Below are 25,080 nucleotides of genomic sequence, written 5' to 3'. Positions count from 1 at the left end.
AGAAGCAAGAAGGCTGATTGTATAGAGCTTAGTGGTATCTTACTAGATTACGGGGGTAAAGAGGCCGCTATTGATACTCTGAGGCACGAACTGATACATTACGCTCTTTTTGAGCTAGAGAAGCCGTACCGGGATGGAGATCCTACGTTTGAGAATGAGTTGCGAAAGCATAACGTCAGCCCTACAGGTACTCTCGAGTGCTTCGGACCTATCGTCCGTTTCGAATGTATGGAGTGCGGAAGTGAAAGCTTTACCGAGACAAAGAGAGTGGGAATCAGTCCGCAAAGTTATAAAACGAAGTGTTGTAAGGCGGCATTAATTAACGTTAGAAATGACGTCATTTATGGAGGGGGATCGGATGGAATTAAAGTTAAGCCAGACGGAGATACAGAACGCGATAAACGATTATATTCGTAAGAAAGGACTAAACGCGGATGTGAAACGGATTGAATACGCTGGTCCGTACGGAGACTTTCTAAACCATCTTGATTATGCGGTAGTAGAATTCGAAAATGGGGAGGCGGAATAAATGACGGAAACTAACGCAACTAGGCACGTACTGGCTGACGAAACACTCGGCGGCATCAAGCGCGAATACGTAGAGGTCGATCGGAAGGCGGAGGTTGGCGAGAAGCTCGTCATCGTAAACGCAGACGTTCAATGTGAAGATCCGTATAATAACGGAGATATATTTGAGGTGGAAAGTTTACTCGGTTGCAGTAGGGGCATACAGACGCCGTGTTATCGAGATATCTTCGATTTTGAATACCGCGTACTCGAACCGACCGACATCGTTCATATTGATGGTCAGCGCTACGAGATGGTTTGCCGGGTTGCTAAAGTTGGCGACAGGATTATCGTAACTAAGAGCCATGATTTTCCGAAGGGGTTCGTATCTACCGTTAAGGGTTACGATGAGTTGATAAAGCTCGAAGACACAGGGTATGACGCCGAACAATTTCTCGATCCAGCAAACGAATCATACCGTGTCCTCGTCCCGGTCGAAGCCACCGAAGACGAACCGAAGCCAGCCGACCCGATCGACGTTATCGCCAATTTAGCGCAAGAGATTGCGGAATTGAAGCGTACAGTCAGTCGTATCACTGACAACCTCGGATGGCACGAAATGGGTCCGGGTCGAATCGCTAATTTACGAAATGACGTTTCGGATATTAAGCGAGATATCGCTTCGCTAGAGGAGCAGGTCGATCAAGATTGCGCTGAGAACGAGGAGACATACGATCATCTATACGAGGAAATGAAGCGTATGAAAGACGAAATCGACACGTTGCACAAAGACAACCGGACGCTCGGCGAAGAGCTAGCGCGGCTGAAGGAGCCGACGAAGGCTGCAGAGTGCGCTCCGATTGATGCGCCATTAGTTTTTATTCAACGGAAAATTGGCGATGCGTTTGACGTGTATCAAGACGGTAAGAAATTGCGTGGTGTAAGGCATATCCGTATTGACGCCGCGGCGGGGGAATTCACCACGCACGATATCGAATTTGTTTCCGGAGCAACCGAGGAGGAGCGCCCATGAAGCTCGCCCTGACCGCCCCGTTACGCGCAGGCAAGTCGCAGGCCGCCGGCTATCTGTCGATGTATTACGATTTCCAAAAGTTCGCCTTCAGCGACGAATTAAAGGCGGCTTTCCATCGCGCTTTCCCTTCCGTACCTGAAAAACCGAAGCCGCGCGCGCATTATCAGAAGTTCGGACAGTGGGCGCGTGAGGCATTCGGAGAGAACGTCTGGATAGACGCATGCATGGCGAAAGTAGACGCATACACGGCGCTCTTTTCACGCAAATGTGATTGCGGATTATCTCCGTCCTTAAAGAATCGCGTACTGATCGAAGACGTGCGACAGCAGAACGAATATGACCGGCTGCGCGCCGAAGGATTTACGATCGTTCGCATTACAGCGCCGGAGGAATTACGGATCGAACGCGCACGAAAAGCCGGCGACGATTTCGATTTAGCAGCGCTTGATCATCCGACTGAAAAAGCGCTGCAAACTTTCGAAGTTGATTACGAAATTGTTAACGATGGAACGTACGAGCAGCTTTATGCGAAACTGGATGCGCTAATGGAGGCGATGCTATGACGAAATTTAATTTAACGCCGCAAAAGCCAACAAACGGAATGACTGTGCTCGAATTGTTCTGCGGAGGTGGACTCGGTGCGATCGGATTCAAGGCGGCCGGCTACGTTATCGTAAAAGCATTGGACTTCGATAAGAATGCCGCTAAAGCTTACCGTCATAACTTCGGTGATTACGTTGAGCAGGCGGATATTAACAAAATTGATATCGACAGCTTGCCGGATACCGACGTTATCTTCGGAGGCCCTCCGTGCCAGGATTTCTCGGTCGCAGGCAAAGGCGCCGGCGCAGAAGGTGAGCGCGGTAAATTAGTATGGCGTTACCTCGAAATCATCGCGGCAAAGCAGCCGAAAGCTTTTGTGTTTGAAAACGTAAAAGGGTTGATAACGAAGCGCCACCGCCCTACATTCGATGCGCTTATCGAGAAATTTAACGAAATAGGTTACGAGATTAGTTGGCGGGTTATGAGCGCGTGGGACTACGGAGTAGCCCAGAAGCGAGAGCGCGTGTTTATCGTCGGAATACGAAAAGACCTCGGCTTTACATTCGAGTTTCCGAAGCCGTTAGAAGGCGATTATCAGACGAGAGTATTGCGAGATGTTATCGGAGATTTACCGGAAGTTAATAACGAAGGTTATGGACTGCGAAATGACGAAAAACCTTACGCACACAAAATACCGGACGGCGGTAACTGGCGCAGTCTCCCAGTAGATGAACAAAAAGCGTTTATGAAAGGAGCGTTTTACAGCGGAGGCGGCCAGACGACTTATCTTCGGAGAATGTCGAGGGACGAACCCGCATTAACAATTACTGCGTCTGTGTTGGCGAAAGCTACTTGTCATTTACATCCGGAAGAGGACGGGAAACCACCACGACGCTTCACCGTCCGTGAATGTCTCCGAATCCAATCTGCGCCAGACACATACATCCTGCCAGACGATATTTCTTTATCGGCGCAGTATCGGATTGTGGGTAACGGAATCGCTTCGCGTGTAGCGTGGTATATCGGAGGTGCCTTGGCGGATCAATTGCGATTTAAATCGAAAGCATAAACACCGGAAGGGTATGCCATATACGGCTGCTTTGCGGCTTCCCCTTCGCCGATCATCTGAAAACGTAGCGGAAGGTCTTCGTCTTTAAAGCCGGCCGCCTTGATTACTTTACTTGCGGCTTTATTATACGAACGCTTATCGAATTTGAACGGAGTCGCATCGGCCTTTACGCTTTCAGGCTTTGCGCAAACAAGGCGATTCGCTTCGTCATCGTAACCGATCGTCAGGTAAAACGGTGCTTTGTCGGGCAGGCCGATGATCTTACGTGCGCCGGACGAAACGTATATTCTTCGCTGTTTATCAAGCGTTATGTAAGCGTCATTACTTTGCGCTGAAATCCAGTTAATAACCACGCAATTCACCTCGATTATACATTATACGGTAATTATATTCGCTTTTGGGACGAAAGTCAAACGAAAGGGGGCGATTGTTATAGGGAAAGCTGATCGCAAACGATGGGAAGGCAACGTTAAATCCATGGAAATTATCGCGAAGGAACGCGACCAAATAACTGAAGAAGATATTGAATTCTTACGGCAAAACTATACGTCGGCAGGCGGGTTACTTCCGAATGCCTTTAGCGGTGGGGCCTTTTTCACACCTACTCACGTTGCAAAGTTCGTATGGGATGTATTAAAGCCGCGGCTGCCTGAGGCTCCGAAGGTTTTAGAACCTTCCGTGGGTGCCGGTGTATTTCTCGAACATGCGCCGAAGGCCGCCGACATTACAGCGTTAGAACTCGATAAAACAAGTGCAAAAGTAACATCGCTGTTATATCCAGACGCTGAGATTATCGAAGGGAACGCGCTAGTACACGGCCGCCGAGATTATTACGATCTAGTAATCGGCAACCCGCCATACGGAGTGAACGTTAAGTTCGAGCCGCAAGAAGGCGAGGAATGGCGGTCAATTATTAAAAAGAAGGGAGAATACGGAGGCAAGTCGGAGGTTGCTTTTATCGAACTCGCTATCAAAGCGGTTAAGCCCGGCGGTTATATTGCGTTTGTACTTCCGTTAGGCCTATCCTACGCTAACTATGCATCTAAGCTTCGGAAGCTCATGCACGAAACGTGTTGGCAGGTCGCGACTATTTTACTTCCGGGAGAAACGTTCCAACACGTAGGTACTACGATTCCTACGCAGATATTAATACTGCGTAAAGCACCGCCTAGAACGGAGTTAATATCGCCGGCAACTACGAAATGGAGCTCAAATTTCAGACGAGGCGGTGACATCGACATATCGGAATATAACGCAAAATTTCTCGAAGGTCAGCCGCCTGCTTATTTTTCGCAAGTAACAGATATTGGATGGGATTCGAAAGGAAAGTCAACAGATGCGTCGGGCGAGGGTCTAACGCAACTTGACGAACTTGTTGACGATTTCACTGACGATAATCTTATGCGCGAAAATCTATACCCGCATTTACCGAGCTGGCACGGAATCGATAAAGGAAACGAGGCATTCTTCTTCTCACATGGCAACGGTCAGTGTGACGGCTTAAGGGATGCCGCGGCCACTTTTCCAGAGGGGCCTTATCGCTGGAATGAACTAACGTTAGGCGCGGGTGATGAGGTCGAGTGGAATGGTCGTATGGTGAGCTCGTTTGATTTCGATTGGCAGGACGAAATCGTTCGCAATTATTTCGATAGATAGCGCGATTACTAGAGCGCGAAGGAGGTTTTACGTATGGGAACGGTCAAAGTCGATCTACACCGAAAGGATCGCGAGTTTAACGCCGCATATGCGCTAGATAACGCAGAAGGCGTCAAGTTGCTCCTCGCCGATTACCAGAAGTTCGTCAGCCGGAAGCGATGCGGCGACTATGCGGCCGTGGAAGTGCTGATCGACATTCACAAGGCGATCGAACTCGCCGGCTTAACGGATCGGCAACGGCAGGCAATCGAGCTCGTTTACTTCGGCGAACTAACGCAAGCCGAGGCGGGCGAACGGATGGGTATTGCGCAAAAGAACGTAAATGAAGCCCTCGACAGAGCCTCCGAAAAGCTTGTGGACATTTATTACTATTGGGCCGGTCACGGCGAAGGATACACGACAGGGGGACGGATTGATGGATAAAACGATTTTGCACGAAACGATTACGGAAATGTACACACTTACCAAGGCCGGCAAGATGACGCGGCGTGAACGTATTGAAGCAATCACGGCCTTAGCAGACGCTTACTACGACTCTACCGGAGAGCAACCGGAGCTATCAGCGCTTGAGCGAATGGCTAATCTCGTACTCCATGAAGAGCTATCCGACGCGCATCCGGATAAGGTGACACGCGAAGAGTACCCGATCATGAGCGAAACCCAGTTCGAAGAGCGATACAAACGTGAAGCTTCGGATAAATTGGCGGAGGAATACGACCAAACCGGCTCCTATAAAGGGCGACCGATTCGCAGGCCACGTTCTTCATACGAAAATAAATTACTGGATAAGCGCGCCAAGGCACGGAATGAAGAGCGAAGGAAACGTTATTCGGCGTTTGTTAACGGAAAGTATAACGGCCAATTCACCGTAAATATCGCAACTGGCGAAAAAGTTTATCACTAATACCCGCATTTTACCGCGTTAGTTGTCTATACGTTATGAGGGCGCCCGTTTAGCGCTCTTTTATTTTGCGAAAAAGGAGACGTTATAATGAAGAGATTACGAGTTATTAATACGGAGACAGGCGAAGACTGGTCGGAAATGTACACGCTGCGGCACCGCAACCAAGACGTAGCCTTTCGTCAACAGCAAGAAAAGACGGCTGATCGGCGTGATTTCTCAAACGCCAACATGTCTAATATTCACGAAGTCTATGATGCTCTTACGACGGCACAGTGCGGCTACCTGATGCTGCTTCAGTGTTACGTCGACTACAACGGTGGACTAATCAAATCAAGCCGCAACAAAACACCGATGACCACTGCTGACATGATGGACGTTTTGCAGCTCGGTAAAAAACGGATGACCTTTTACGACTTCCTTTCCGCCTGTACCGAGCACGACATTATCCGAGAAGAGGGCGGCCGTTACAGCGTAAATGACCGCTACCACTTCAAAGGTAATTTCGGTAGTCAGCAAGTCGTTAAGCTATACAGCGCGAAGATTAAACGTGTGTACAGCGAAGTGAAAGCGACTGACATTGGCCTGATCTATCGTATGCTTCCGTTTATTCACTACGAAACAAACGCTCTGTGCGCAAATCCTTTCGAAAAGAATCCGAGGCGCATCCGCTGGTTTAATAAGAAGGAGCTTGCGGCGGCGATCGGCGTTACTTCTGATACGCTTGGCCGGCGCCTGAAGCAAATGAAATTCGACGGTGAGTACGTTGTTGCGCGCATTAAAGTCGGCAGCGAGCCGGAGCGCTATACGTTTAATCCTAACGTATTCTATCGACAGTCTAAGACGCCGGACAAAACGTTAATTGCGCTGTTCAACGTTAAGAAGGTATAATTTTACTATATCGGAGGTGAGACGAATGGGGATGCCACGAGGAGCTAGTCCGTTAGAAAGCATTATCAGGGGCGCGAGCCCGTCACGCGGAGCATAGAACGAAAAAGGACGCCTTATACGGGCGTCTTTTCTTCGTCATCTTCCGTTTGTAATTCAAGAACTTCGATCTGCGATTTTAAGATTGCTATGTCGCGGCTGTTTAGATTCGTAGGTAATTCAAAGCCTGCATACTGCCCGTTAGTAAGCGCAATGCGAGCGTATTGTTTATCGTCCATTCGTATTCTCCTCCGGTGTTTGTGCCTTAAATATACCATCAGCTCTTCCACGAATCAAACGAAGGTATACGCAACAGTCCTTTGCGCGTCTTAAATCGATGTTTCACGCGACATCTTATCGGCTCTATATTCACGTATTTATCCGTTTCTCCTACGTCTACCCGCTCCGAATGAAATCTTCGCCGTTCAGCGTGCGGCATAAACTCCATCAGTCCCGCGTAAGCACCGTCTTCATACGCTAAAACAAGCGCATTATCTTCTTTGCGGTAACCCGTAATCCAAACGTCAGTATATTCGTAGTTGACGATCTTCAGCCAACGGTCCGACCGCCTATTTTCCGCGTAGGGTGAATTAGCGCGCTTCATAACGACGCCTTCAATACCGGAGCTTTTCGCTAATTCAAAAACAGCGCGGCCATTACCGGTAACGCTATCGACAATCTTAACGTTTGGGTGGTCGAGGGCAAGGCCGGTTAATAATTCCTTTCGCTCATATAAAGGCTTCGACGTAACCGATACACCTTCGAGACGCAATATATCAAACACGCAGAATACTATCGGATGATAGCTTCTTCGCGATTGAAACCGCTCCATCATAGCCTCGAAGTCTCCGGCGCCTGTCGGTCCGGGTACGATAAGCTCGCCGTCGAGTACGGTTCCGTCCGGTATCTGTAGCGTGTGGAGTTCGGGGAATTTAGCGGTGACTTCGTTGTTGTGGCGCGTGTAGAGGCGTATGCGGCCTTCATCTTTGGATGCGAGCAGGCGGATACCGTCGAATTTGATTTCGGTAATGTAGTCGTCAGAGTCGAACGGGTCTTTTGCGGACTCTAATAGCATTGGCGAAATAAACAAAAAATCACCTCGTTTCAGCTTCGTAATACTATAATGATATAGTAAGAGTCGGCTAGAACGAAGTGATTAGGTGTCGTTAAATTTATCCATCAGACATCTTAGAGGAAAAGCAGCCCTAGCAGCTGGTCAGCTATTTCGTGCTTGTCTTTTGGGCGGCCGTCTTCGAAAGAAGCTTGCTGAGGGCCGAACGTTTCAATTGAAGTCAAATGTGATCCGTTTTTGAATACTTCTATTTTGGGTTTTTCTCCCTCAGACACATGAAGATCCGCCTTAACCCCTACTAGTTGCGCTGAAATTTTGTGAGAGGATACGGCTATGTAAGAATCTTCATCTGATATAAGAATGTATTTCAGTTTTTGCTCAAGCGCTCGAAAGCTAGTACCAATAACCTCAAATAATTCGAGTGTTTCTACTTGTTTGCTGTGTTTTAAATGTAGTTTCTGAACGAGTTTATCAAAATTTTTCTTTTCCAAAGAAATAGCCTCCTATTAAATATTCTTTTTCATTCCACACCGCCGGCACTCCCGAAGAAACTTCCCGCTCTTCACCGAGCTTTTGAACAGCGTATATTCGCAGTTGTCGCATCGTCCTGCGCGCTTATCCGGAAATTCCTTGTATTCGTAAGTGATCGACGTATCAATGCCGTTAGTCTCGTATTTTTCCTCCATTTTCGCTGTACCTCCGTGTCCTACATCGTTGTATAGAACGATTATACCACGAAATTACAATGAGAGAGCCGCTTCAGACGCGTTCAGGTAGATAGGTATCCGAAAGCTTGAAACGGCTCATTTCGTTCATTATTTAACGTTGAATTTCGCTGACTCAAACGTACCGACGTATTTGCGCTTGCCTGAATCCGAATAGCAGTCGATCTGAATAACGTAGGTGCCTTTGCCGGTCTTGCTGCGGATCGATTTCGCATTAAACGACTTCAGCGGCGTTGACGTTTTGAAGTTGCCCCGCTGTACTAAATTCGTATCAACCAGCCCGCCGCCGCTGCGCTTCTTGTATACGCCGGCTGTGTAGTACAGCGTTGTGCCGCCTTTCTTCTCGGCTTTCCAATCGACTGTGGTCGCGCTGCTGCTGTACGTGGTTGCGTCCGTATATATCCGCGCCTTGTGTCCGAACTTCTCCGTCTGCCAACCCGACCATGCTGCGTCAGCTTGCGGAGCCAGCGCAATAGTGCCGGTTAATAAGGTTGCGGTGATTACGAGCGATTTAGCTAAACGTTTCATACGATTTCCCCCTTTAGAAGCCGACAAATTCGTCGTCAATAGTCGATTTTGTATAATCGATGGTATTTCCGTCGCGATGACCGCTACTATACGCAAACATTTCCTCAATATCCGGGACTTGTATTGCGCGTGCAGTTCCGAACGACTTCGAAAGCTCTTTGTAGGCGTCGCTTACTTCCTTCGGTCTAATAACCATCAAACCGTATTCTTCTTTCATCTGACGCAACTGCTCGGCGAATTTTTCTTTAAGCCCGTCAAGGAAGCCCTTCATGTAAGAGTTTTTTAGGTCATTGGTCTTTTTTACGGTTCTGGTGGCGTATTCTTCGTCATAGTAGGAATTTATGAAACGCTTTGAGTAGAACTGAATCGCATCATAGGCGAGTACAAACATTTCTTTCGCAAGCTGCACATCGTTGTCATAACCGAAGAAGATTACAGTTTTCTTCCTTCTTTGCTCACCGTCAAAACGTTTATTATTGTAATAAAATTCAACTTTGAAGTTATCCGCGATAATTCGTGATAACGAACGTTCCCACCAGAAAAGCCGCTTATAAGCCGTTGCCTGACCTTTTACGATCTCTTGTTCGGCATATCTTTCCGTTATCTCACCAGAGGAAATATCGTGCTTAATCATGAGTTTCTGCGCCAATAGGAACGCGCTTTGCGATTCCTCATCGCTTTTATTGTCGTTTGCAATTGCCAATAGGCCGCGAATTTTCTTTATGATCGACTCGTTGCGCGTAGAAGTCATACGATTTCCTCCTCAACTTCCAGCCGCGTACCACACGTAGGGCAGCACGCGTCCGGCTTGATTTCGATATCTAACTTAGCGTAATTGCAATCATGGCAAGTGTATTCAATCATCGTTATGGCTCTCCGTTTCCTTTTCGATTAAGTACCCGAAGTAGGTAAGCACCGTATTAAAACCGATCTGATACGCGCGCCCGCTGTCCTGAAATAGCGTCATCGGTCGTTGGTATAGGTCGAGGATCTGCGCTTTTTGTTGCGCCGTTAATGGCGGCGTATCCGACCACAGGCGTCTTATATCAAGCGTCATTTTCCACACCGCCTTTCCGCCGTAAGAGCAGAAGGACAAAAAACACGATCGCCGATCCGATTCCGATATAATCGAGCGCGGAAAGCTTGGCGAAATTCATGCTCGCGATCCATGAGACAAGGACGATAATTAGCAAAATTTCCGTGGTATTAATCCGTTTCATACGTGGTATAATTGATTGACAGGGGCTTTCGCCCCCGCTGGATTATGTGCGGCGACGGTGTTTCTTGGTCGGAATCCGTCGCTCTTTTGCTTTCGCCTCTTTGCGCATCTTGCGAAGTTCTAGTGATAGTTTGAAAATCGCTAACCAAGTGCCTAGGAGCGCTGAAAGCTTTATGATGATGTCAATCAATTTACCGTTCACCTCCTTTCGTTACTTTAATTATATCGCATAAACGTTATAACGTCAATGCGTTATTGATAAAAATATCGTTTTTACGTTATAATAATCGTAGGAGGTGGCGGAAATGATCGCAAAGATAAAGGTAGGCGAGGCGCTAAAGCGCTCGGGCAAGACGCAGGGCGAACTCGCTGAACTAACCGGAATCCGTCCGAATACAATAAGTGAATTAGTCCGCGGACATAGAGAACGTATCCAGCTCGACCATCTCAGCCGGATTGCGGCGGCGTTGAATATAAAAGACATACGTGAACTGATCGACCTTGTAGACGAAGAAAACGGAGGCGCTGACGAATAGTTGGCGTCTTTTTTCATGGGTTCGTTTATCCTGCGATTCTCAACTACGATAACCTAAATGATAATGAACACGACTTTATTCGTACAAATCGGGCAAAAACACGACTTTATTCGTACAACCGAAAAGTGGGTTCGCGCTTAGAACCGCAAGGGATACAGCCGTTTTAGGCGCTCAATCACTTCTTAGTCTTGTGAATCACAAGCCTCTGGAACTTCGGCTACGCCTTCGTCCAGTATTATCGCGATCAAGTACTGATTAATTAATATCTGCGCGTATGTAGGGAACGAAGTGACCGGAATTAGCGCTATGTTTAAATACAAGCGGAAGACATCCGTTAATAGAGCGCTAACCTAACGAAATAAATAACGGAAGGACAACGATAATACCGTATAATTTACCGGCTTAGCTGTCTATACGTAATAGAAGGACGTAACATACCGTATAACCTAGCGATAGGCAGGCGGGGTACAGCCGGCATACATACGCTATATGTAACACCGTATAGGCATACGTATAGTTATATAGGAAGGAAGGCGGCGGGGAGACGTCCGGTTGCGATGCGTGATGAGGCGAACAGCAACGAGCCACTACCGGAGGATGAGCCCTTCCGAAACTCACGGGGGTCAGACCGAATGACCAGCGCAATATGCACGATCCTATACATGGCATACGGCACATGGCATACGGCAGGGTGCAGGCGTGGCGCGGGTTCTCGAATGCATAAAGAACATACGATTAATTGCGATGAGTAAACGATGACGAATGTTATCATATCAACGTTTGTCTATTGATTCGAATGTAACTCAATTTACTTCTGTTAAATTCGTTATTCATAAATGTGTATTTAATATACGATGACCCAAACGAAGAATCGTGGAAACGCCGGGCCCCCAACCGCCCCCGAAAATACCGGCGCAACTGCTGTCCGGAACTTGCGCACAATTTTTCGAACTCGGGGCGTCAACTAAACGGAGGTGATCGCGTTGTTCATTCAGGTTCAACGGCTGACAGACGACCAGAAAGCACTATTAACGGAAAGTTTTGCGGGGATGCTCGAAGGAGACGGCGCGATAAAGATCACTGTAAATTGCGGGGGACCCTCCATATACGACACGGTAAGTAGAACGACGAACTTCGAAATCATCGAATCGATTACGAAATGATAAACGGAGGTGTAGACGTTGCCCCATAAATGCGACGTTTGCGAAAAAGATTGCGAAGTAGACTACGATGATATAAACGATCGACATATGTGTGAGCGATGTTGGGATGAATATTACGAGGCTTGTTATTATGGCGGCTTAACATAACGACTATTCCACGAAATAAGCGCGTCACAGCCGTTTTAATCCAGACGGAGGGTATTCGGTAGGGTAAGCGTTAGAAACGCTAATTTCGTGTTATTTCGAAGGGAGGACGAAAGGGTGGCGAAATATCGCAGAAAGGCCGAGGAAATAGAAGCGCTAAAATGGGGCGGGGTTACGCAGGACTCGATAGATAATCTACGGAAATTTATCGGGGATGAGGCGTACAAAGAACGGTGCTTTGTGTATCCGGCATCCAATAGACTCAAAATCACAACGCCGAGTAGCGAAGTTGTTGCGCAAGTGGGCGATTATATTATTCGCGGCATTGAAGACGAACTTTATCCGTGTAGATCGGATATTTTCGAAAATAATTACGAAAAGGTAGACGCCAATTAAACCAGAGGAGCTGGACGCTGATGGGAGAAAAGATAACCGTTAAGCTCACCGCAGGAGAAGGCTATAAGGAGCAATTCGATGAGATGCGCCGTCAATTCAACGCTGTCTCGAACGCAGTAGAGTTCGTAGTTATGGTCGTAGATACACCGGAGCAAGCAAGGATTCTCGAGAACATATTTAAGGACCTCGACAATGATCGATTACATTTCCGAGCCTTAGCGGTAGGTCAGGCGGCCGTAGGCTGGCAACATAAAGGAACGCGCCCTACTAAAGTTATATTAGCCTACGACGAACCTAAAACTGCGCACGAGAGAGAATGGGAGCGGGAAGTAGTTGCGAAACTCGGATATAAAGACACGCATCCGACGAAGAAGACGCAGTGGATAAAGTTAAACGGAGGCGATCGCCTATGACGAATAAGCAAACGGAATCCCACTGCGCCCCATCCAATTGTTCGCGCCATTTCGAAGTATGCGATTGCAAGTCGATGTGTTTGCTGCGATATGGCGCAGAAATACGGAAGCGGCAGGAAGAAGTCGGATCTGCAACCGGATTATACGAAAAAAGACGAGCACACCTACGCTGGCTACGGCTCAAACGTTGGGGCGCCCGTCGTCTTATAGATTAACATTCGCGTATACTTCGTCGATCCGGTCCTGATTGATTCCGATATATCTCAACGTGACTGACTGCTTCGAGTGGTTGAAAATCGATTGAAGTAGCGTAAGATCTGTACCGTTCTTGTACGCGTGATAGCCGAAAGTCTTACGCAATGAGTGGCAACCGATAGTACCAAGCTTATCCGAAAGGCCGGCGCGCTCAACAGCTTCGTTAAGGATGCCGTAGGCACGAACACGGGTGATGGCCTTCGAACCTTTCCGGGAAGGGAAAAGCCAGTCGTCATCGTTTGCTTCGGCCGGAATCAGGTCGGCAACAGCTTTCTTGATTGCGGCATTGAAGAAGAAACGTTTTGATTTCTTCGTTTTCCCTTCCGTAATTGCAACGAAGTCCTTTCCGCGCACATCGCCGACTTTGAGCGCAAGTATATCGGAAATACGTAAGCCGGAATTAATGCCGATCGTAAATAAAAGCAGATCACGTCCACGAAGGGCTTTTTTTATTGCGTTTATTTGGCGTTTTTCTCGAATCGGTTGGACTTCGTTCATTCGAATTTCACTCCGTTCTCAATATGTTAAATTCATATTAACGAAATTAATAACGAAAGTCAAGCGAAAGGAGGGCGATAATTTGGCGTATATTAACGGAAAATGGTTGGATCGTGAAGAGCGGCAGGAGCGTATCGACTTATTGATCGAGAGTGTGCGCCGATTAGCGGACCTCATTAAAGCGAAAAAAGCCACCGATTACCATATCGATATGTTCCGGAAGAACAAGGCCGAATTAATTAAGCTGAAGCGCGTTCATCGTGCCGAAGTGGATATCGCATATTTCACCTACGAGTATTTGAGCGACGGCCTAAACCCGGAAAACGAGGATAACGTCGTAAGAAATTCAGATGACGGGACGCCTCACGACGGCATTGAAGATATTGCGAAGATCCACGAAGAGTTTTTTGAGCTTTGCGATTACGTCAACGAAGAGAAAAGGAACGCGCGGCTTGCAATCGCGGCTGCGCGGGGTCACTCGAAATCCGGTATGTTTTCGAACGCTTTGCCGTTACATCAGGCGGCTTATAGAAAGCGCAAATACATTCTCGTGATATCAGAGACGGATTCGCTCTCGAAAAAGCTTATCGGATGGGTTAACAAGCAGATGAAGTTTAACGCTAAACTGCGGGAAGACTTCGGCCCTATGATGCACGAGTCGGCGAGCCGCAACGAAAAGGATAACGAAGAGGCGTTCATTACAACGACGAATATCCTTATTGAGTCGTCATCCTCCGGTAAGCAGCTTCGCGGTAAAAGGCACGGAGCTGTCCGGCCGGATCTCGTAATAATTGACGACCCGTCATCGACAAACAACGAAGGAACCAAGGAAGCGCGTGAAAAGCTCGTTCACTGGTTTAACTCCGTCGTTGTTCCTATCGGGTCCAAGGCGACCGCGATCGTGTTAGTCGGGACGATGGTTTCAGCGACCGGGCTTCTTAACCACGTTCTGAAGCGTAAGGATTTCAAGGCCAGCTTTCACGGAGCGATCATAAGCGAGCCAACACATCCGGAATTATGGGACAAATACTGCGAGGTCTATGCGAGAGCGGAAACGATCGAAGAGGCTGACGAATTTTACGAAGCGCATAAAGAGGCGTTGGAGGACGGCGTCGAACTGGCGTGGCCTTGGCGCTGGACCTATCGTGAGCTCATGCACGAGAAAGTAAACATGGGAACGCGCGCATACAATTCGGAATTCCGAAACTTGGCTTTCAGTGAAGACGAGCAGTTCTTCTTCCCGGATAACTACGCTTACTATCACTACTACCACGAGAACGGAACAGCATACGTCGTGTACAACGAATTGAAAATACCGGTCAGCGATCTTCTGATTGTTGGGGCGTGGGATATCGCACAGGGTAAGAATGCGCGGTCTTGCTATAACTCGGTTATTACGCTTGGTAAGCACGAGCCGACCGGATACATTTTCGTACTTGATGAATACGCGTCGAAGGAGCCGGCGCACGTATACATTGACGTCATTATTCGGAAAATCAAACAATATCGGCATCGTTCATTCAATGTTGAAACTATAAACGCGCAGCACGAATATTATCGTCAGCTTCAGGAGCGGGTCCGGCAGGAAGGTCTTTATACGTGTCGCGTGAACGATGTGAAATCGCATAAGTCTTCGAAAGACGAGCGTATTCAATCGATGGAGCCGATGCTGCATAACAAAACGCTGATTCTGAACGATAGGCACACGATGCTTCTCGATCAGATGGCGCAGTATCCTTTCGGCGATTACGTTGATTCGCTCGACGCGCTTCAGCAGGCGCTCGAATCCGTATTCAGACCGAAAACAAGGATGGTGAAGAAGCCGGGATGGCTATAAGAAAGGAGGCGATAAAATGTCGCGGATGAAAGAGCTGGAAGCAAAACTAACGCTTCAGCAACGCAAGGCAGCGCAAGTCGTTGCGAGTAATGAAGTCACGCCCGAAGACGGGAACAAACGAAGTCAGGACGCATTGGCCGAAGAAATCGGTGTAAGTCGTATGACGCTCTATCGATGGCGGTTTCAAAATCCGATATTCATCGAATACATGAATCTATTAGCGGACGACATGCTTTCCGGGCACCGATCCGAAGTATACGGGCAACTCCTAAAGCTGATAAAAGGACCGCAGCCTTCAGTTAAAGCTATCGACTTGTTCATGCGTCGCCACGGCTTACTGACCGATCGTCAGATAACGACCAATGAAGCAGACGGAGGCGCCCGCAGTAACGAAGATATCGAGAAGGAACTCGAAGAACTGGCTGACATTATCGGAGAGGAGGAATAGCGTTGGGGTTTTTCAATTTACTAAAGAAACACGACCAGCCTTCGGATGAGTACACGGTTAGAAAGACGTACAGCATCATTCGGGAAGGCGCGCAATTTCCTCCGGACGATTCAATCAAGAGGTTGGCGAAATATAAACGTATGCGTAAGCTCTTCGAAGGAAATCACCGAGACGTATACGAAAGGGCTACGGACATTTTAAAAGATTCGCCACAAGCGAAACAGCTCGAAAAGCTCTACATCGCTATCAATCTCGCGGATATTTTGGTAACGAAGCCTGCGGATCTGTTGGTAGGAGAACCGGTTCACTTTGAGAGCGGACTGGACGACACTAGCGAAGAGCAAAAGGCGCTCAACCGATATGTAGAAGAAAACGATCTCAATCAACTGCTGCACGAGAGCGCCATGTCGAACGGATATCGCGGTGACGCGTGGATTAAGGTTCGATTTGGCTACCGCCAAGACTATTCCGAACTTATCGCGAGGGGCTTAGAGATTCCAGAAGATGCGAAAATGGAGTCCGTTGTTGAGCATGTTAATGCGAATTGCGTTTTCCCTGAGTTTTCAGCCGGGAACGTTAAGCAGATCAAAGCGGTCAATATAGCCCAAGTCGAATGGGTAGAGACGGAGCAGACGGAAATTCCTTTCCTAAACGTAGAGCGCCATATACCGGGACACATCTTCTATACGCGCTACAGACTATATCAGAATGGCGTCGATGTTTCAGGTGGCGCCCCAATCAGCGTTTTCAATATAGGCGAAGAGGTGCCGACGGGCCGCGAAGAAGATCACGAAGAGACGTTCCTTCCGCACATTCCGGTTTTTCACATTCCGTACAAGTCAATCGATGACAGCTATTTCGGTATTGGCGGATTGGAGAAGATCGAAACGACGCTCGCGGCAATTAACGATCGTCTGGTGCAGATCGATTACATCCTATGGAAGCACAGCGACCCGACTGCGTATGGACCGGACTTAGAAGGGTCCGGGGATTCGGTTCAGTTTGGCGGCAAGTACATTCCGGTTACAAAAGACGATACGACTCCGGGCTATATGGTTTGGCAGGCGCAGCTTGACGCAGCGTTCAAAGAGCTTGACGTCCTATTCAGTAATGTCTTTCAAATGGCCGAGACGCCGCAGTGGTTATTCGGCACGACGATTTCCGGAGATAATTCAGGCGGCACAGGCACGTCTCACACAGACGGCGCGGCGATCAAAGCTCGCTTCATGCCGATTCTTTCGAAGGTAAAGCGGATACGAGCGCACTATGACCGGGCGGTAAGAGACGCCCTTTGGACGTGTATGCTGCTCGAAAAAGCAGTCGGGATCATCGATGTTGAAAAAGCGGTTTATCCGCGGGCTATTTGGAGCGACGGACTTCCGAAGAATGAAAAAGAGCTCGCCGAAATTATGCAAATCCGTACAGGCGGCAAGCCTACGATTGATGTTCGCGGAGCCATTAAACAGCAGGATGACGTGGACGACGAAAAAGCTGACGAAATCATTCGCCGCATTGAAGAAGACGAAAAAACGACAAGTGGCTTTGTTGACGGATCAATTTTTAATAAGGAAGAGCCGGAAAAGAGCCCTTCAGACGAGGATAAAGAGGAAATCGCAGAGGAGGACGGTAGTTAATGTCTCGCTCTCCTGAGCCTCAATACGATTATCAGACGAATCGACTTGCCGGGTATTATCAGGAAGCGGTACGAGACATCTTGGCGGAGCTTGAACGAATTGACCTCGATAATTTTCGAAGGGCTAACGCGTTGGCAACCTTGAAATCTATTAGCGAGATCCTCAGCGATTTAGACGAAAAATCTTCCGCATGGGTCAAAAAGAATGTTCCGAAGGCGGCCACCGATGGTATTGCGCGGGCACTGGTCGCTCTGGACGTAGCAAAGACAGTAGCTGACGCAGAAAAAATCGTTGTTTTTAACGAGGTAAACGAGTACATGGTTGCGGCTGCTGTAGCGGATACGCAGTCGGATTTATTGGCAATTACGCAAAACGTCGATAGGAAGACGCGGGCCGCCGTCAGAAAAGCCGTTTCGGATTCGATGCGTCTTAATATGACCAAAGGGACGAACGGACGGCGGAGCATAACGGATCTGGTGCGCAAGTCTCTTCGGGCTTCGGTGAATACCGGCATTATTGACGCGCGGGGTAATCGATGGAAGCCGGAAGTGTATGCGGATATGGTCGTCCGTACAAAGATGATGGAAACCTACCGGGAGGCTCATACGAATGAGGCGGTGAGTCGCGGCGCATATTATGCGCAAATTTCGTCTCACGGGGCGAAGGATCTATGCCGTCTCCACGAAGGACAAATCATTAAGCTGACCGACGATGCTCCCGGCAATTATCCGACATATGACGAACTCAAAGCGACCGGGGAGATATTTCACCCACGTTGTAAGCACGTAATTTCTACAATAAGAAACCCATCAAGCGCTGTTTAGCGCTTTTTTATTTTGTCCGAACGTTATGACGTTAAAAGAAACGGCTGCATCACTCAATAGCCGACGGGCTTTAAGCGGTGGAGGGACTGTATGAGCGAAGAAATTAAAGCAACGGAAGCAAACGAGGTTACCGATCAAACTACGGCTGAGGTGCCGGAAAATAAACCTGAAGCGCAGACGGTGACTATGACGCAAGAGGAATTTAACGCTGTAATTGCTCGCGAAAAGGGGCGCGTTAAGAACAAGTACGCTGACTATGACGAAGTGAAGGCGAAACTAAGCGATTACGAAAAAGCCCAGAAAGAGCGAGAAGAGGCGGAAATGACCGAGCTGGAAAAGCTTACGAAACAGCTCGACGAAAAGGCCGAAGCTGAAGCCGCCTTCGTAAAGCAGATCGAAGATTTAAAAGCGGCTGCTGAACAGGAAAAAGTGGCGAACGAATTTATCAAGGTTGCTACGAGCAACGGCATCGCCTACATTGACGACGCTTTACGTCTGGCTGACCTATCCGCGGTAAAGGTTGAGGACGGAAAAGTAATCGGCATGGAGGACGTTGTAAAGGGGCTCGTTGACAATAAACCATACTTGGTTGCGAAACAGCAAACGCTGAAGCCGATCGGCCAACCTTCTAATAGCGGAGGAGAGACGGACGGAGGCGAAATCAAGACGTTAGAAGCGCAGCTAAGCGAAGCAAGGAAAGAAAAGAATTTTTCGAAGGTAATCGAGCTTTCAAACAAATTGAAATCACTTTTGAAGAAGTAGGGGGAAAATAAATGTTAACTAGTTACGATTTTAAAGATCAGGTACGCCAGCTTGACGCGGGGATTGAACTTATTATTCAGGATGAACCAACGTTGCTTGGTTTGATCGGCTTAAACGGAGAGGCACTTTATCAGACTAAATTCGAGTGGATGTCTGACCGACTGAACTCAAACCTCGCGACTGTTAAATCGGTAGCGGAAGACGGAAAAATTACTGTGGCGGAAGATGACGGAGAGAAGTTTCGTAAAGATGCCATCGTCGTTTTTGGCGAAGAGTATCTGAAAGTCACAAACGTGTCCGGCGATGTGCTGACGGTTGTTCGCGGATTTGACGGAACAGTTCAAGAGGAAATCAAAGCCGGTTCTGAGCTGCGTATTGTTTCCCGTCCGCAAAATGAAGGTGCGGGTGTCGGTATCGATGAGGGTCATGACCGTTATGTAGATTACAACTTCACGCAAATTATCGAAAGGTATGCGGCTGTATCAAAAACCCAACAAGCGGTCCGCACACATAATGTGACGAATGAGCTTGACTACCAAGTAAAGCTACGTCTTAAAGAGATGGCGCGGGAATTTAACGACTGGTTGATCTATGGCCGCAGAATTGACGGTAAGCCTCGTACGACTGGCGGCTTACTGACCTTTGCGAACTTAAAAGGCGCTGCTAAAGCTAACCTAAAAGGAGAAGAGGTTGGGGCTAAGGCAATTAACGATGTTATGGAACAAGTGTATTTAAGAGGCGGCTCTGCTAACACGATTCTCACCAATACTGCGGGAGCTCGTCAAATTTCAAAATTGGCGAAAGATACTATCCGCACAGAGAGAACGGACGCGGCTACAGGGCACTATGTAAGCACATTCGTTTCTGATATGGTAGGCGGCGGTGTTGCGACTGTAGTTGTAGATCCGAACTTCCCTAAGAACAAAATCGCTTTATTCGACCGTAACATTCTCTCTCTTCATCCATTGAGCGGGCGTTCTGTCTATGACGAGGATGCCACAGTTCCGGGAGCTGACTTTGTTGCGCGCCAGATCCGTGGCGAATACGGAATCAAGATCAAAAACGCGAACGAAAAAATCGCCATCCTCGAAAATATCTCGACAACTGTATCTTAAAGACAATCGACGGGCTTCGGCCCGTCTTTTAATTTGAAAGGAGGCCAACAATGGCAATTACAGATGATCAGAAACGGAGATTAAATGAATCTATGCCAGTCGCCAACGATCTAAAGATCGGTGACATCATTCAGGAATTACAAGAAAGCGGTGGGACTGCCGGCCCTAAAGGCGATCCCGGTCCGAAAGGCGACCCCGGGCCAAAAGGAGCGGACGGATTCGGAACCAAAGCGCAGTATGACGACATCATCGCGCGGCTTAAAGCGTTAGAGGGAGCTGGCTCGTAATAATGGCCGTCTATAAGGCTTCTCCGTTTTATTCCGTAGGCACTGACCAGACGATCGTTTTCGACCACAAAGGCGTTTACGAAACCGATGTTCCGGCCGAAATTAAGCAGTTGAATGCATTATGTCCGCGATGGATTAGCTGTGTTGTGTCAGACGATGAGACGGAAAAGGCGGAGGCAAAGGCGCCGAAAAAGCCTGCACGTAAGTCCTCCGGAAAATAAGGAGGGCTGTGCGTATGGCTTTAAGCGTAGAAGCTGCAAACGAATATATTAATCGAATGACAATCGATAACGAGGACTGGAACGACTATGACGTCGAAAAGCAGCAGCGGGTACTAAACGTAGCCGAGGACGTCTTGGCTCGAAAATTTCGTAAGTACGTCATTCCTGACGACGCAGTTTACGAGTTTACGAACGTGCTTGCGACTGCTTATAACGATACGAACCGCCTGAATAAGCACGGCATCGCGTCTTACTCAATCACCGGCGTCGGGTCGTTTACGTATAAGGAAACGCTTCGAGCTGACGATGAGTCTCTCATACCGAAAAAGACGATCGACCTGATCGAAGAAGCGAACGACGTGAAACTTAGCGGCCGGACCGTAAAAGCGACGGTGATGTAATTGGCGATCATACCGATGCGTCAGACCGTGACCGTTACTCGTGCTTCAGATGATATAGACGTGTGGGGAAACCCCGTGAACGTCGAGCCGTTCGAAATTAAGTGCCGAATCGACGAAGGATCTACTATTGCGAATTCACGTTCTTCCGGGGTTGTGAAGAGCGAGGAAGTCGTGGCTACGGCGCGCATCTTGGTCGATAAATTAGCCGATATCAGGTATACAGATACACTCGCATTCACGAACGAGCTGGGCGAAACTATTGAACGTAAGCCGAAGGAAATAAATGTGAAACGGCATGTCAGCGGTAAGCCGATTCTGACCGAGGTAATCGTATGAGTTTTACGTTGGATGCTGGCGATTTTCTATCGTTGTTGGATAACCGAGAGGCAGCCGTTGAGCAGGCAGCAAAGACAGCGATGCATGATAACACGGATGATCTCGCTAGACTTGCGCAAAATATCGCCCCGATCGATAAAGCCACGCTCCGTCGCGGCATGAAAAAGAAGGTTACGTTAAAGCGTGATAGTCTAATCGGTGAAGTATCGTTTCGGGCCGTTGATAAAGGCTTTAACTATGCGCTATGGACGCACGAAGCGGATTACAACCTCGGACCAGTTTCGGCAGGTGCAGGAGGCATTAACGGCTATCCGGTCGGTAACAAATATCTGGAACGTCCACTGAAAGGTGAATCGCAGAAATATATTAATCACGTAGCAGACGCGGTGAGAAGGGAGTTGTGATAATCGTTGAAGATAACCGAATTAATCTCGTTCATACAATCGCGGGTTGACGGCGTTTATTACGCAAACGGATTCCCGCGGAATGCTGCAGACGAATGTACTTATGTGCGATTTACAGGCGGATTTCCTCCGTCTCAATGGACCGGAAAGAGTCAGCCGTCGTTTCAAATAATCGTACGAGGAAAGGCAAGGGGCGACGCGGATTGCGAAGAGAAAGCGTATCAGCTTCAGGAAGCGTTAACGAATCTCCGTGAAGTGTTTATCGGTAATAGCTCAATCGTTGTTATCCGCGCGGCCAATTCGGTGCCGTTATTTATCGGATACGACGACAATGATCGTCCCCAATACTCGTTAAATTTCGATTGTGTAGTGCGCCCCGACCGGGCGCTTTTTTAATGTAAAAATAAAGGAGGAAAACGGATGGCTGGAATTAAAACGATTCAAGTTCCTATCGGCCCCGCAATTGTCGAATACGGCGAGGGTAAGGATATGGTGACGTTTGACATCACGAAGGGCGGCATCGTTTTTAAGGCGCAGATGTCTAAGCAGGATACAACGGTCGACCAATACGGTGACTCGATCGTAGGCTCACGGACAAAGGGTGGAACTTGCGAATGTACCGTACCGTTTGCGATCTATGATTTAGAAAAGATTCATAAGGCGGTGCCGAACAGTAAGTACGTGTCTGACGGAGACAAAAAGAAGCTAGTAGTCAGCGGCAAAGCCGGATATGACTTACTGAAGGATGCGAAGCCTTTACGAATTAAGCCGACAGATCCGGAAGCGACGGCCAACGATTGGCTCACGATTCCATTAGCTGGTGCGTCGACTGACATCGAATATACGTATGATTCCGATAATGAGAGGATCGCTAACCTAACGTTTACCGGTTATCCGGACACGATGGGAGACGGCGATCTTTTTATTATGGGCGACGAAACGGCCGGGACTTCTTCCGGAACCGGTAGCGAATAACAAACGAAAGGCATCGTCGAGGGGCGGTGTCTTTTTAATTAACGAAAGGAGAGTCGCATGAACATTTTCAAAAAGAAACAGGAGGCAGATTCGATCCAGCTCGGTAAGTATCCGGTCGAGGTCGCGAAGCTCACTCCGGCCAAGTGGAAACAGCTTTTCGCATCACTCGATAAAATTCCGTTTCTCGTTCTGGAAGTCTTTAGCGCGCCTAAAACGGATTTCTACTCGTATTTAGTAAGCGCTATTGAGGTCGGTATGGATGAGATCGTCGAGATTACAGCATTATTGAGCGGCGTAGATGCCGAGTACATCCGTGAAGAAGTCGGTACGGACGAAATTATTGAGTACATCACGCTCACTGTTAAAAATAATCGTCTCGATTCGCAAGCAAAAAACGTGAAGAGCCTTCTTCCGAAACTCGAAAAGTAGACGAAGAGGGCGATCCGTATACGATTGACGATTATCTAATCGAAGCGGCTATCAGTTTGGGCGTCACGCAGCATCAGATAGAAAACGAGTTTTATATGGTGGACATACCGAAATTTGTACGCGCTAAGACGAAACAAGGCGCGGTAAGGCGCATAGAAGACATTCGTGTACTTCTCGCGACGAATAGCCGGGCGAGTGAGGACGATGAGTATAAACAGCTCATGAATACGTTGATTCGGGCGGCAGGACTTCGCCCTGAAGTGAAATTCGACCGTGAGAAATTCGAACAACTACGGGCTTTACAGGGGAATTTTCGGAAAGGAGGTAAATAGATGGCCGGAACAACAGTCGGAGAAATCCGGGCGCGGCTCGTATTAGACATGGCGGACTGGTCCCGTCGATCTCAGCAGGCTCGAAACGATATGGATCAAATGGGCCGTTCATCTGCGAATCTCTCGAAACAAATGGGACTCATCCAAAAGGCTTCGCTTGCGGTCGGAGGCGCAGTCGTGGCCGGCATCGGCGTTTCCGTCAAAAAGGCGGCTGACTTCGAGGAGGCCATGTCGCGAGTTAAAGCGATCAGCGGCGCGACCGGTCAGGACTTCGAAGACCTGAAGAACATTGCGGCTAAGATGGGCGCCGAAACTAAATATACAGCGGTAGAGGCGGCCGAGGGTCTTCAATACCTCGCGATGGCGGGTTTCAGCGTAAAAGCGCAAGTCGGATCGTTGCCGGCCGTGCTTAACTTGGCTGCGGCTTCAGGCGAAGGGCTCGGACGTTCAGCGGATATCGTTTCGAACATCATGACCGGCTTCGGCATTAAAGCGGAAGACTCCGGGCACGCCGTTGACGTACTGGTAAAAGCGATGACGACGGCCAACACAGATCTACCGCAATTGGGTAAACAAAATTGCCCGGCTGCTTGGGAACAAGCTGCGTAACACCACGTGAATTCGGTGAACTCTAAGTCACTTTAAATAATAAGTAAACGCTCAGTCCTTTTCTTTAGAAAGTTTCGCAGTTAAAGAGGGGGATTTTTTTATGCCGAAAAAAAGAACACATGAAGAATTTTTGAAAATTGTTAATGAACGCACGGAAGGAAAATATAGAATTCTTGGAACTTACGTGAATAATGTAACGCGTGTTAAGACCTTGTGTACAGTTTGCGGCAATGAGTTTCTACTATGCCCTAAAGATTTCATCAGAAAGAACACAGAGTGTCCTGAATGCGCTAAAGCTCGTGTAGGACTGTCAAAAAGACTAAGTCCTGCCGAATTTGAAAAGCGATTTCAGGAGATGTATGGCAATGACTATGCGTTGCTTACTCCGTACAAAACAAGTAGGGAAAAAGTACGAGTTAGGCACAACATTTGTAGCCACGTCTTTGAGCCCTCGGCTAATAATCTATTAACAAAAAGGAATGAATGTCCGAGGTGCTCCATTTCCCGGGGAGAAAATTTAATCGAGCGCTTTCTGGTTAAGCGGAAAATCTCTTTTAAAATCCAATATTCATTTTCTGATTGTAAATACAAAAAACCGTTACTTTTTGATTTCGCAATTACAGAGGGCGAGAGGGTTATAGGCTTAATCGAGTTCGACGGCAGACAACACTTTAAAGCAATTGATTTTTTCGGCGGGAAAGAAGGACTGAGATTGACTAAAATTCGAGATGGCATCAAAAACGACTACTGTGAACGGAAGCGCATTCCGTTACTAAGGATTCCCTATTGGGATCTAAATAGGGTTGAGGTTGTAGTCTCGGAGTTTTTAAGTGATATGAGAATACCGAGCGAAGCCGCATAGGAAACTTGCGGAACGTGTA

Annotated in this window: 38 protein-coding genes; 28 read left to right on the top strand and 10 right to left on the bottom strand. The window is 48.1% G+C overall.

The window, feature by feature from the left end; genetic code table 11:
* Positions 1–358 precede the first annotated feature (358 nt).
* Genes NYE68_RS16440 through dcm form a run of 4 tightly spaced genes read left to right on the top strand, consistent with a single transcriptional unit; the run spans position 359 to position 3,152 of the window.
* Complete coding sequence (locus tag NYE68_RS16440) at positions 359–529, top strand: hypothetical protein (RefSeq protein WP_342493952.1); 171 nt, start codon at positions 359–361, stop codon at positions 527–529.
* Entirely contained in the window at positions 530–1,540 is a 1,011-nt protein-coding gene (locus NYE68_RS16435; RefSeq protein WP_342493951.1) for a hypothetical protein, read from the top strand. It begins immediately after the preceding gene.
* Positions 1,537–2,103: a dephospho-CoA kinase gene (locus tag NYE68_RS16430; RefSeq protein WP_342493950.1), complete on the top strand. Its 567-nt coding sequence runs from the start codon at positions 1,537–1,539 to the stop codon at positions 2,101–2,103. Before NYE68_RS16435 ends, NYE68_RS16430 begins: the two co-directional genes overlap by 4 nt.
* Positions 2,100–3,152 (top strand): DNA (cytosine-5-)-methyltransferase, encoded by a 1,053-nt coding sequence (gene dcm / locus NYE68_RS16425; RefSeq protein ID WP_342493949.1) that lies wholly within the window; start codon positions 2,100–2,102, stop codon positions 3,150–3,152. Before NYE68_RS16430 ends, dcm begins: the two co-directional genes overlap by 4 nt.
* Here dcm and NYE68_RS16420 read toward each other — a convergent pair.
* Entirely contained in the window at positions 3,125–3,505 is a 381-nt protein-coding gene (locus NYE68_RS16420; RefSeq protein WP_342493948.1) for a hypothetical protein, read from the bottom strand. The two genes, dcm and NYE68_RS16420, sit on opposite strands and share 28 nt — an antisense overlap.
* Positions 3,506–3,629: 124 nt before the next feature.
* Here NYE68_RS16420 and NYE68_RS16415 point away from each other — a divergent pair, with 124 nt between their 5' ends.
* From NYE68_RS16415 to NYE68_RS16400, 4 genes are all read left to right on the top strand, one after another.
* Positions 3,630–4,808, top strand: a complete 1,179-nt coding sequence (locus NYE68_RS16415) for an N-6 DNA methylase (protein ID WP_342493947.1) — start codon at positions 3,630–3,632, stop codon at positions 4,806–4,808.
* A 33-nt stretch (positions 4,809–4,841) separates the two neighbouring features.
* Positions 4,842–5,231, top strand: coding sequence for a sigma factor-like helix-turn-helix DNA-binding protein (locus tag NYE68_RS16410; RefSeq protein WP_342493946.1), 390 nt, complete (start codon positions 4,842–4,844; stop codon positions 5,229–5,231).
* Positions 5,224–5,712, top strand: coding sequence for a hypothetical protein (locus NYE68_RS16405; RefSeq protein ID WP_342493945.1), 489 nt, complete (start codon positions 5,224–5,226; stop codon positions 5,710–5,712). Before NYE68_RS16410 ends, NYE68_RS16405 begins: the two co-directional genes overlap by 8 nt.
* Before the next feature lie 87 nt (positions 5,713–5,799).
* A complete protein-coding gene (locus NYE68_RS16400) occupies positions 5,800–6,600 on the top strand; it encodes a hypothetical protein (RefSeq protein ID WP_233662622.1) in 801 nt (266 codons plus the stop codon).
* 113 nt (positions 6,601–6,713) lie between these two features.
* On the opposite strand, the gene NYE68_RS16395 is transcribed toward NYE68_RS16400, so the two are convergent.
* The 8 genes from NYE68_RS16395 to NYE68_RS16360 form a co-directional block, all read right to left on the bottom strand.
* Entirely contained in the window at positions 6,714–6,875 is a 162-nt protein-coding gene (locus NYE68_RS16395) for a hypothetical protein (RefSeq protein ID WP_189318614.1), read from the bottom strand.
* A 38-nt stretch (positions 6,876–6,913) separates the two neighbouring features.
* Positions 6,914–7,726 (bottom strand): ATP-dependent DNA ligase, encoded by an 813-nt coding sequence (locus tag NYE68_RS16390; RefSeq protein WP_342493944.1) that lies wholly within the window; start codon positions 7,724–7,726, stop codon positions 6,914–6,916.
* Between the two features lie 98 nt (positions 7,727–7,824).
* Complete coding sequence (locus tag NYE68_RS16385; protein ID WP_342493943.1) at positions 7,825–8,199, bottom strand: hypothetical protein; 375 nt, start codon at positions 8,197–8,199, stop codon at positions 7,825–7,827.
* A 15-nt stretch (positions 8,200–8,214) separates the two neighbouring features.
* Entirely contained in the window at positions 8,215–8,394 is a 180-nt protein-coding gene (locus NYE68_RS16380) for a hypothetical protein (protein WP_342493942.1), read from the bottom strand.
* A gap of 129 nt (positions 8,395–8,523) precedes the next feature.
* Positions 8,524–8,961 carry a hypothetical protein gene (locus NYE68_RS16375; protein ID WP_342493941.1) on the bottom strand — a complete coding sequence of 146 codons (438 nt, stop codon included), beginning with the start codon at positions 8,959–8,961 and terminating at the stop codon, positions 8,524–8,526.
* A gap of 13 nt (positions 8,962–8,974) precedes the next feature.
* Positions 8,975–9,712, bottom strand: coding sequence for a DUF2786 domain-containing protein (locus NYE68_RS16370; protein WP_342493940.1), 738 nt, complete (start codon positions 9,710–9,712; stop codon positions 8,975–8,977).
* Positions 9,713–9,817: 105 nt separating this feature from the next.
* Complete coding sequence (locus NYE68_RS16365) at positions 9,818–10,018, bottom strand: hypothetical protein (RefSeq protein ID WP_340763413.1); 201 nt, start codon at positions 10,016–10,018, stop codon at positions 9,818–9,820.
* 205 nt (positions 10,019–10,223) lie between these two features.
* Complete coding sequence (locus tag NYE68_RS16360) at positions 10,224–10,370, bottom strand: hypothetical protein (RefSeq protein WP_342493939.1); 147 nt, start codon at positions 10,368–10,370, stop codon at positions 10,224–10,226.
* 115 nt (positions 10,371–10,485) lie between these two features.
* Here NYE68_RS16360 and NYE68_RS16355 point away from each other — a divergent pair, with 115 nt between their 5' ends.
* The 4 genes from NYE68_RS16355 to NYE68_RS16340 all read left to right on the top strand — a co-directional run bounded on the left by NYE68_RS16355 (position 10,486) and on the right by NYE68_RS16340 (position 12,832).
* A complete protein-coding gene (locus NYE68_RS16355; RefSeq protein ID WP_025851577.1) occupies positions 10,486–10,716 on the top strand; it encodes a helix-turn-helix transcriptional regulator in 231 nt (76 codons plus the stop codon).
* 983 nt (positions 10,717–11,699) lie between these two features.
* Positions 11,700–11,879 (top strand): hypothetical protein, encoded by a 180-nt coding sequence (locus tag NYE68_RS16350; protein ID WP_342493938.1) that lies wholly within the window; start codon positions 11,700–11,702, stop codon positions 11,877–11,879.
* 261 nt (positions 11,880–12,140) lie between these two features.
* Positions 12,141–12,419 carry a hypothetical protein gene (locus NYE68_RS16345; protein WP_095352784.1) on the top strand — a complete coding sequence of 93 codons (279 nt, stop codon included), beginning with the start codon at positions 12,141–12,143 and terminating at the stop codon, positions 12,417–12,419.
* Between the two features lie 20 nt (positions 12,420–12,439).
* Positions 12,440–12,832: a hypothetical protein gene (locus tag NYE68_RS16340; RefSeq protein ID WP_095352785.1), complete on the top strand. Its 393-nt coding sequence runs from the start codon at positions 12,440–12,442 to the stop codon at positions 12,830–12,832.
* A 204-nt stretch (positions 12,833–13,036) separates the two neighbouring features.
* Here the strand turns inward: NYE68_RS16340 and NYE68_RS16335 are convergent, their stop codons facing one another.
* The gene (locus tag NYE68_RS16335; RefSeq protein WP_095352786.1) at positions 13,037–13,585 is read right to left on the bottom strand and encodes a site-specific integrase; all 549 of its coding nucleotides are present in this window, start codon (positions 13,583–13,585) and stop codon (positions 13,037–13,039) included.
* Positions 13,586–13,667: 82 nt separating this feature from the next.
* On the opposite strand from NYE68_RS16335, the gene terL reads away from it, so the two are divergent.
* The 16 genes from terL to NYE68_RS16255 all read left to right on the top strand — a co-directional run bounded on the left by terL (position 13,668) and on the right by NYE68_RS16255 (position 25,061).
* Positions 13,668–15,422: a phage terminase large subunit gene (terL, locus tag NYE68_RS16330; protein WP_342493937.1), complete on the top strand. Its 1,755-nt coding sequence runs from the start codon at positions 13,668–13,670 to the stop codon at positions 15,420–15,422.
* A gap of 16 nt (positions 15,423–15,438) precedes the next feature.
* Positions 15,439–15,870 (top strand): phBC6A51 family helix-turn-helix protein, encoded by a 432-nt coding sequence (locus tag NYE68_RS16325; protein WP_046341194.1) that lies wholly within the window; start codon positions 15,439–15,441, stop codon positions 15,868–15,870.
* A gap of 2 nt (positions 15,871–15,872) precedes the next feature.
* Complete coding sequence (locus NYE68_RS16320; RefSeq protein WP_342493936.1) at positions 15,873–17,504, top strand: phage portal protein; 1,632 nt, start codon at positions 15,873–15,875, stop codon at positions 17,502–17,504.
* On the top strand, positions 17,504–18,328 hold the full coding sequence (locus tag NYE68_RS16315; protein ID WP_342493935.1) for a phage minor capsid protein: 825 nt from the start codon (positions 17,504–17,506) through the stop codon (positions 18,326–18,328). The genes NYE68_RS16320 and NYE68_RS16315 overlap by 1 nt, the downstream gene beginning before the upstream one ends.
* Positions 18,329–18,418: 90 nt before the next feature.
* Positions 18,419–19,090 carry a Clp protease ClpB gene (locus NYE68_RS16310; RefSeq protein WP_342493934.1) on the top strand — a complete coding sequence of 224 codons (672 nt, stop codon included), beginning with the start codon at positions 18,419–18,421 and terminating at the stop codon, positions 19,088–19,090.
* Between the two features lie 11 nt (positions 19,091–19,101).
* A complete protein-coding gene (locus NYE68_RS16305) occupies positions 19,102–20,205 on the top strand; it encodes a DUF5309 family protein (protein ID WP_327972817.1) in 1,104 nt (367 codons plus the stop codon).
* 50 nt (positions 20,206–20,255) lie between these two features.
* The gene (locus tag NYE68_RS16300; protein WP_342493933.1) at positions 20,256–20,492 is read left to right on the top strand and encodes a hypothetical protein; all 237 of its coding nucleotides are present in this window, start codon (positions 20,256–20,258) and stop codon (positions 20,490–20,492) included.
* 2 nt (positions 20,493–20,494) lie between these two features.
* Positions 20,495–20,713 carry a hypothetical protein gene (locus NYE68_RS16295; protein WP_013351566.1) on the top strand — a complete coding sequence of 73 codons (219 nt, stop codon included), beginning with the start codon at positions 20,495–20,497 and terminating at the stop codon, positions 20,711–20,713.
* A gap of 14 nt (positions 20,714–20,727) precedes the next feature.
* Positions 20,728–21,114, top strand: coding sequence for a hypothetical protein (locus NYE68_RS16290; RefSeq protein WP_342493932.1), 387 nt, complete (start codon positions 20,728–20,730; stop codon positions 21,112–21,114).
* Positions 21,115–21,450: a hypothetical protein gene (locus tag NYE68_RS16285; protein ID WP_342493931.1), complete on the top strand. Its 336-nt coding sequence runs from the start codon at positions 21,115–21,117 to the stop codon at positions 21,448–21,450.
* Positions 21,447–21,854 carry a hypothetical protein gene (locus NYE68_RS16280; protein WP_136803368.1) on the top strand — a complete coding sequence of 136 codons (408 nt, stop codon included), beginning with the start codon at positions 21,447–21,449 and terminating at the stop codon, positions 21,852–21,854. The genes NYE68_RS16285 and NYE68_RS16280 overlap by 4 nt, the downstream gene beginning before the upstream one ends.
* A 6-nt stretch (positions 21,855–21,860) precedes the next feature.
* Positions 21,861–22,250 (top strand): minor capsid protein, encoded by a 390-nt coding sequence (locus NYE68_RS16275; protein WP_033575287.1) that lies wholly within the window; start codon positions 21,861–21,863, stop codon positions 22,248–22,250.
* 24 nt (positions 22,251–22,274) lie between these two features.
* The gene (locus NYE68_RS16270; protein WP_029973260.1) at positions 22,275–22,829 is read left to right on the top strand and encodes a hypothetical protein; all 555 of its coding nucleotides are present in this window, start codon (positions 22,275–22,277) and stop codon (positions 22,827–22,829) included.
* 57 nt (positions 22,830–22,886) lie between these two features.
* Complete coding sequence (locus tag NYE68_RS16265) at positions 22,887–23,258, top strand: hypothetical protein (RefSeq protein ID WP_342493930.1); 372 nt, start codon at positions 22,887–22,889, stop codon at positions 23,256–23,258.
* A gap of 332 nt (positions 23,259–23,590) precedes the next feature.
* Positions 23,591–24,199: a phage tail tape measure protein gene (locus NYE68_RS16260; RefSeq protein ID WP_014470937.1), complete on the top strand. Its 609-nt coding sequence runs from the start codon at positions 23,591–23,593 to the stop codon at positions 24,197–24,199.
* A gap of 100 nt (positions 24,200–24,299) precedes the next feature.
* Positions 24,300–25,061 carry a hypothetical protein gene (locus NYE68_RS16255; RefSeq protein WP_342493929.1) on the top strand — a complete coding sequence of 254 codons (762 nt, stop codon included), beginning with the start codon at positions 24,300–24,302 and terminating at the stop codon, positions 25,059–25,061.
* Positions 25,062–25,080 lie beyond the last annotated feature (19 nt).

Origin of the sequence: Bacillus sp. FSL R5-0447, from assembly GCF_038606125.1 — a bacterium.
Classification (GTDB): domain Bacteria; phylum Bacillota; class Bacilli; order Bacillales; family Bacillaceae; genus Bacillus; species Bacillus velezensis.
This window is presented reverse-complemented; position numbering and strand designations above follow the sequence as displayed.

Bases quoted from the DNA above. Each gene is read 5' to 3' on its own strand.
- NYE68_RS16340 (WP_095352785.1), top strand. From the start codon at position 12,440: ATGGGAGAAAAGATAACCGTTAAGCTCACCGCAGGAGAAGGCTATAAG.
- NYE68_RS16325 (WP_046341194.1), top strand. From the start codon at position 15,439: ATGTCGCGGATGAAAGAGCTGGAAGCAAAACTAACGCTTCAGCAACGC.
- NYE68_RS16440 (WP_342493952.1), top strand. From the start codon at position 359: ATGGAATTAAAGTTAAGCCAGACGGAGATACAGAACGCGATAAACGAT.
- NYE68_RS16400 (WP_233662622.1), top strand. From the start codon at position 5,800: ATGAAGAGATTACGAGTTATTAATACGGAGACAGGCGAAGACTGGTCG.
- NYE68_RS16365 (WP_340763413.1), bottom strand. From the start codon at position 10,018: ATGACGCTTGATATAAGACGCCTGTGGTCGGATACGCCGCCATTAACG.
- NYE68_RS16370 (WP_342493940.1), bottom strand. From the start codon at position 9,712: ATGACTTCTACGCGCAACGAGTCGATCATAAAGAAAATTCGCGGCCTA.
- NYE68_RS16380 (WP_342493942.1), bottom strand. From the start codon at position 8,394: ATGGAGGAAAAATACGAGACTAACGGCATTGATACGTCGATCACTTAC.
- NYE68_RS16410 (WP_342493946.1), top strand. From the start codon at position 4,842: ATGGGAACGGTCAAAGTCGATCTACACCGAAAGGATCGCGAGTTTAAC.
- NYE68_RS16310 (WP_342493934.1), top strand. From the start codon at position 18,419: ATGAGCGAAGAAATTAAAGCAACGGAAGCAAACGAGGTTACCGATCAA.
- NYE68_RS16295 (WP_013351566.1), top strand. From the start codon at position 20,495: ATGGCCGTCTATAAGGCTTCTCCGTTTTATTCCGTAGGCACTGACCAG.
- NYE68_RS16260 (WP_014470937.1), top strand. From the start codon at position 23,591: ATGGCCGGAACAACAGTCGGAGAAATCCGGGCGCGGCTCGTATTAGAC.
- dcm (WP_342493949.1), top strand. From the start codon at position 2,100: ATGACGAAATTTAATTTAACGCCGCAAAAGCCAACAAACGGAATGACT.
- NYE68_RS16355 (WP_025851577.1), top strand. From the start codon at position 10,486: ATGATCGCAAAGATAAAGGTAGGCGAGGCGCTAAAGCGCTCGGGCAAG.
- NYE68_RS16265 (WP_342493930.1), top strand. From the start codon at position 22,887: ATGAACATTTTCAAAAAGAAACAGGAGGCAGATTCGATCCAGCTCGGT.
- NYE68_RS16435 (WP_342493951.1), top strand. From the start codon at position 530: ATGACGGAAACTAACGCAACTAGGCACGTACTGGCTGACGAAACACTC.
- NYE68_RS16270 (WP_029973260.1), top strand. From the start codon at position 22,275: ATGGCTGGAATTAAAACGATTCAAGTTCCTATCGGCCCCGCAATTGTC.
- NYE68_RS16335 (WP_095352786.1), bottom strand. From the start codon at position 13,585: ATGAACGAAGTCCAACCGATTCGAGAAAAACGCCAAATAAACGCAATA.
- NYE68_RS16280 (WP_136803368.1), top strand. From the start codon at position 21,447: ATGAGTTTTACGTTGGATGCTGGCGATTTTCTATCGTTGTTGGATAAC.
- NYE68_RS16395 (WP_189318614.1), bottom strand. From the start codon at position 6,875: ATGGACGATAAACAATACGCTCGCATTGCGCTTACTAACGGGCAGTAT.
- NYE68_RS16255 (WP_342493929.1), top strand. From the start codon at position 24,300: ATGCCGAAAAAAAGAACACATGAAGAATTTTTGAAAATTGTTAATGAA.
- NYE68_RS16305 (WP_327972817.1), top strand. From the start codon at position 19,102: ATGTTAACTAGTTACGATTTTAAAGATCAGGTACGCCAGCTTGACGCG.
- NYE68_RS16290 (WP_342493932.1), top strand. From the start codon at position 20,728: ATGGCTTTAAGCGTAGAAGCTGCAAACGAATATATTAATCGAATGACA.
- NYE68_RS16415 (WP_342493947.1), top strand. From the start codon at position 3,630: ATGGAAATTATCGCGAAGGAACGCGACCAAATAACTGAAGAAGATATT.
- NYE68_RS16430 (WP_342493950.1), top strand. From the start codon at position 1,537: ATGAAGCTCGCCCTGACCGCCCCGTTACGCGCAGGCAAGTCGCAGGCC.
- NYE68_RS16315 (WP_342493935.1), top strand. From the start codon at position 17,504: ATGTCTCGCTCTCCTGAGCCTCAATACGATTATCAGACGAATCGACTT.
- NYE68_RS16405 (WP_342493945.1), top strand. From the start codon at position 5,224: ATGGATAAAACGATTTTGCACGAAACGATTACGGAAATGTACACACTT.
- NYE68_RS16375 (WP_342493941.1), bottom strand. From the start codon at position 8,961: ATGAAACGTTTAGCTAAATCGCTCGTAATCACCGCAACCTTATTAACC.
- NYE68_RS16300 (WP_342493933.1), top strand. From the start codon at position 20,256: ATGGCAATTACAGATGATCAGAAACGGAGATTAAATGAATCTATGCCA.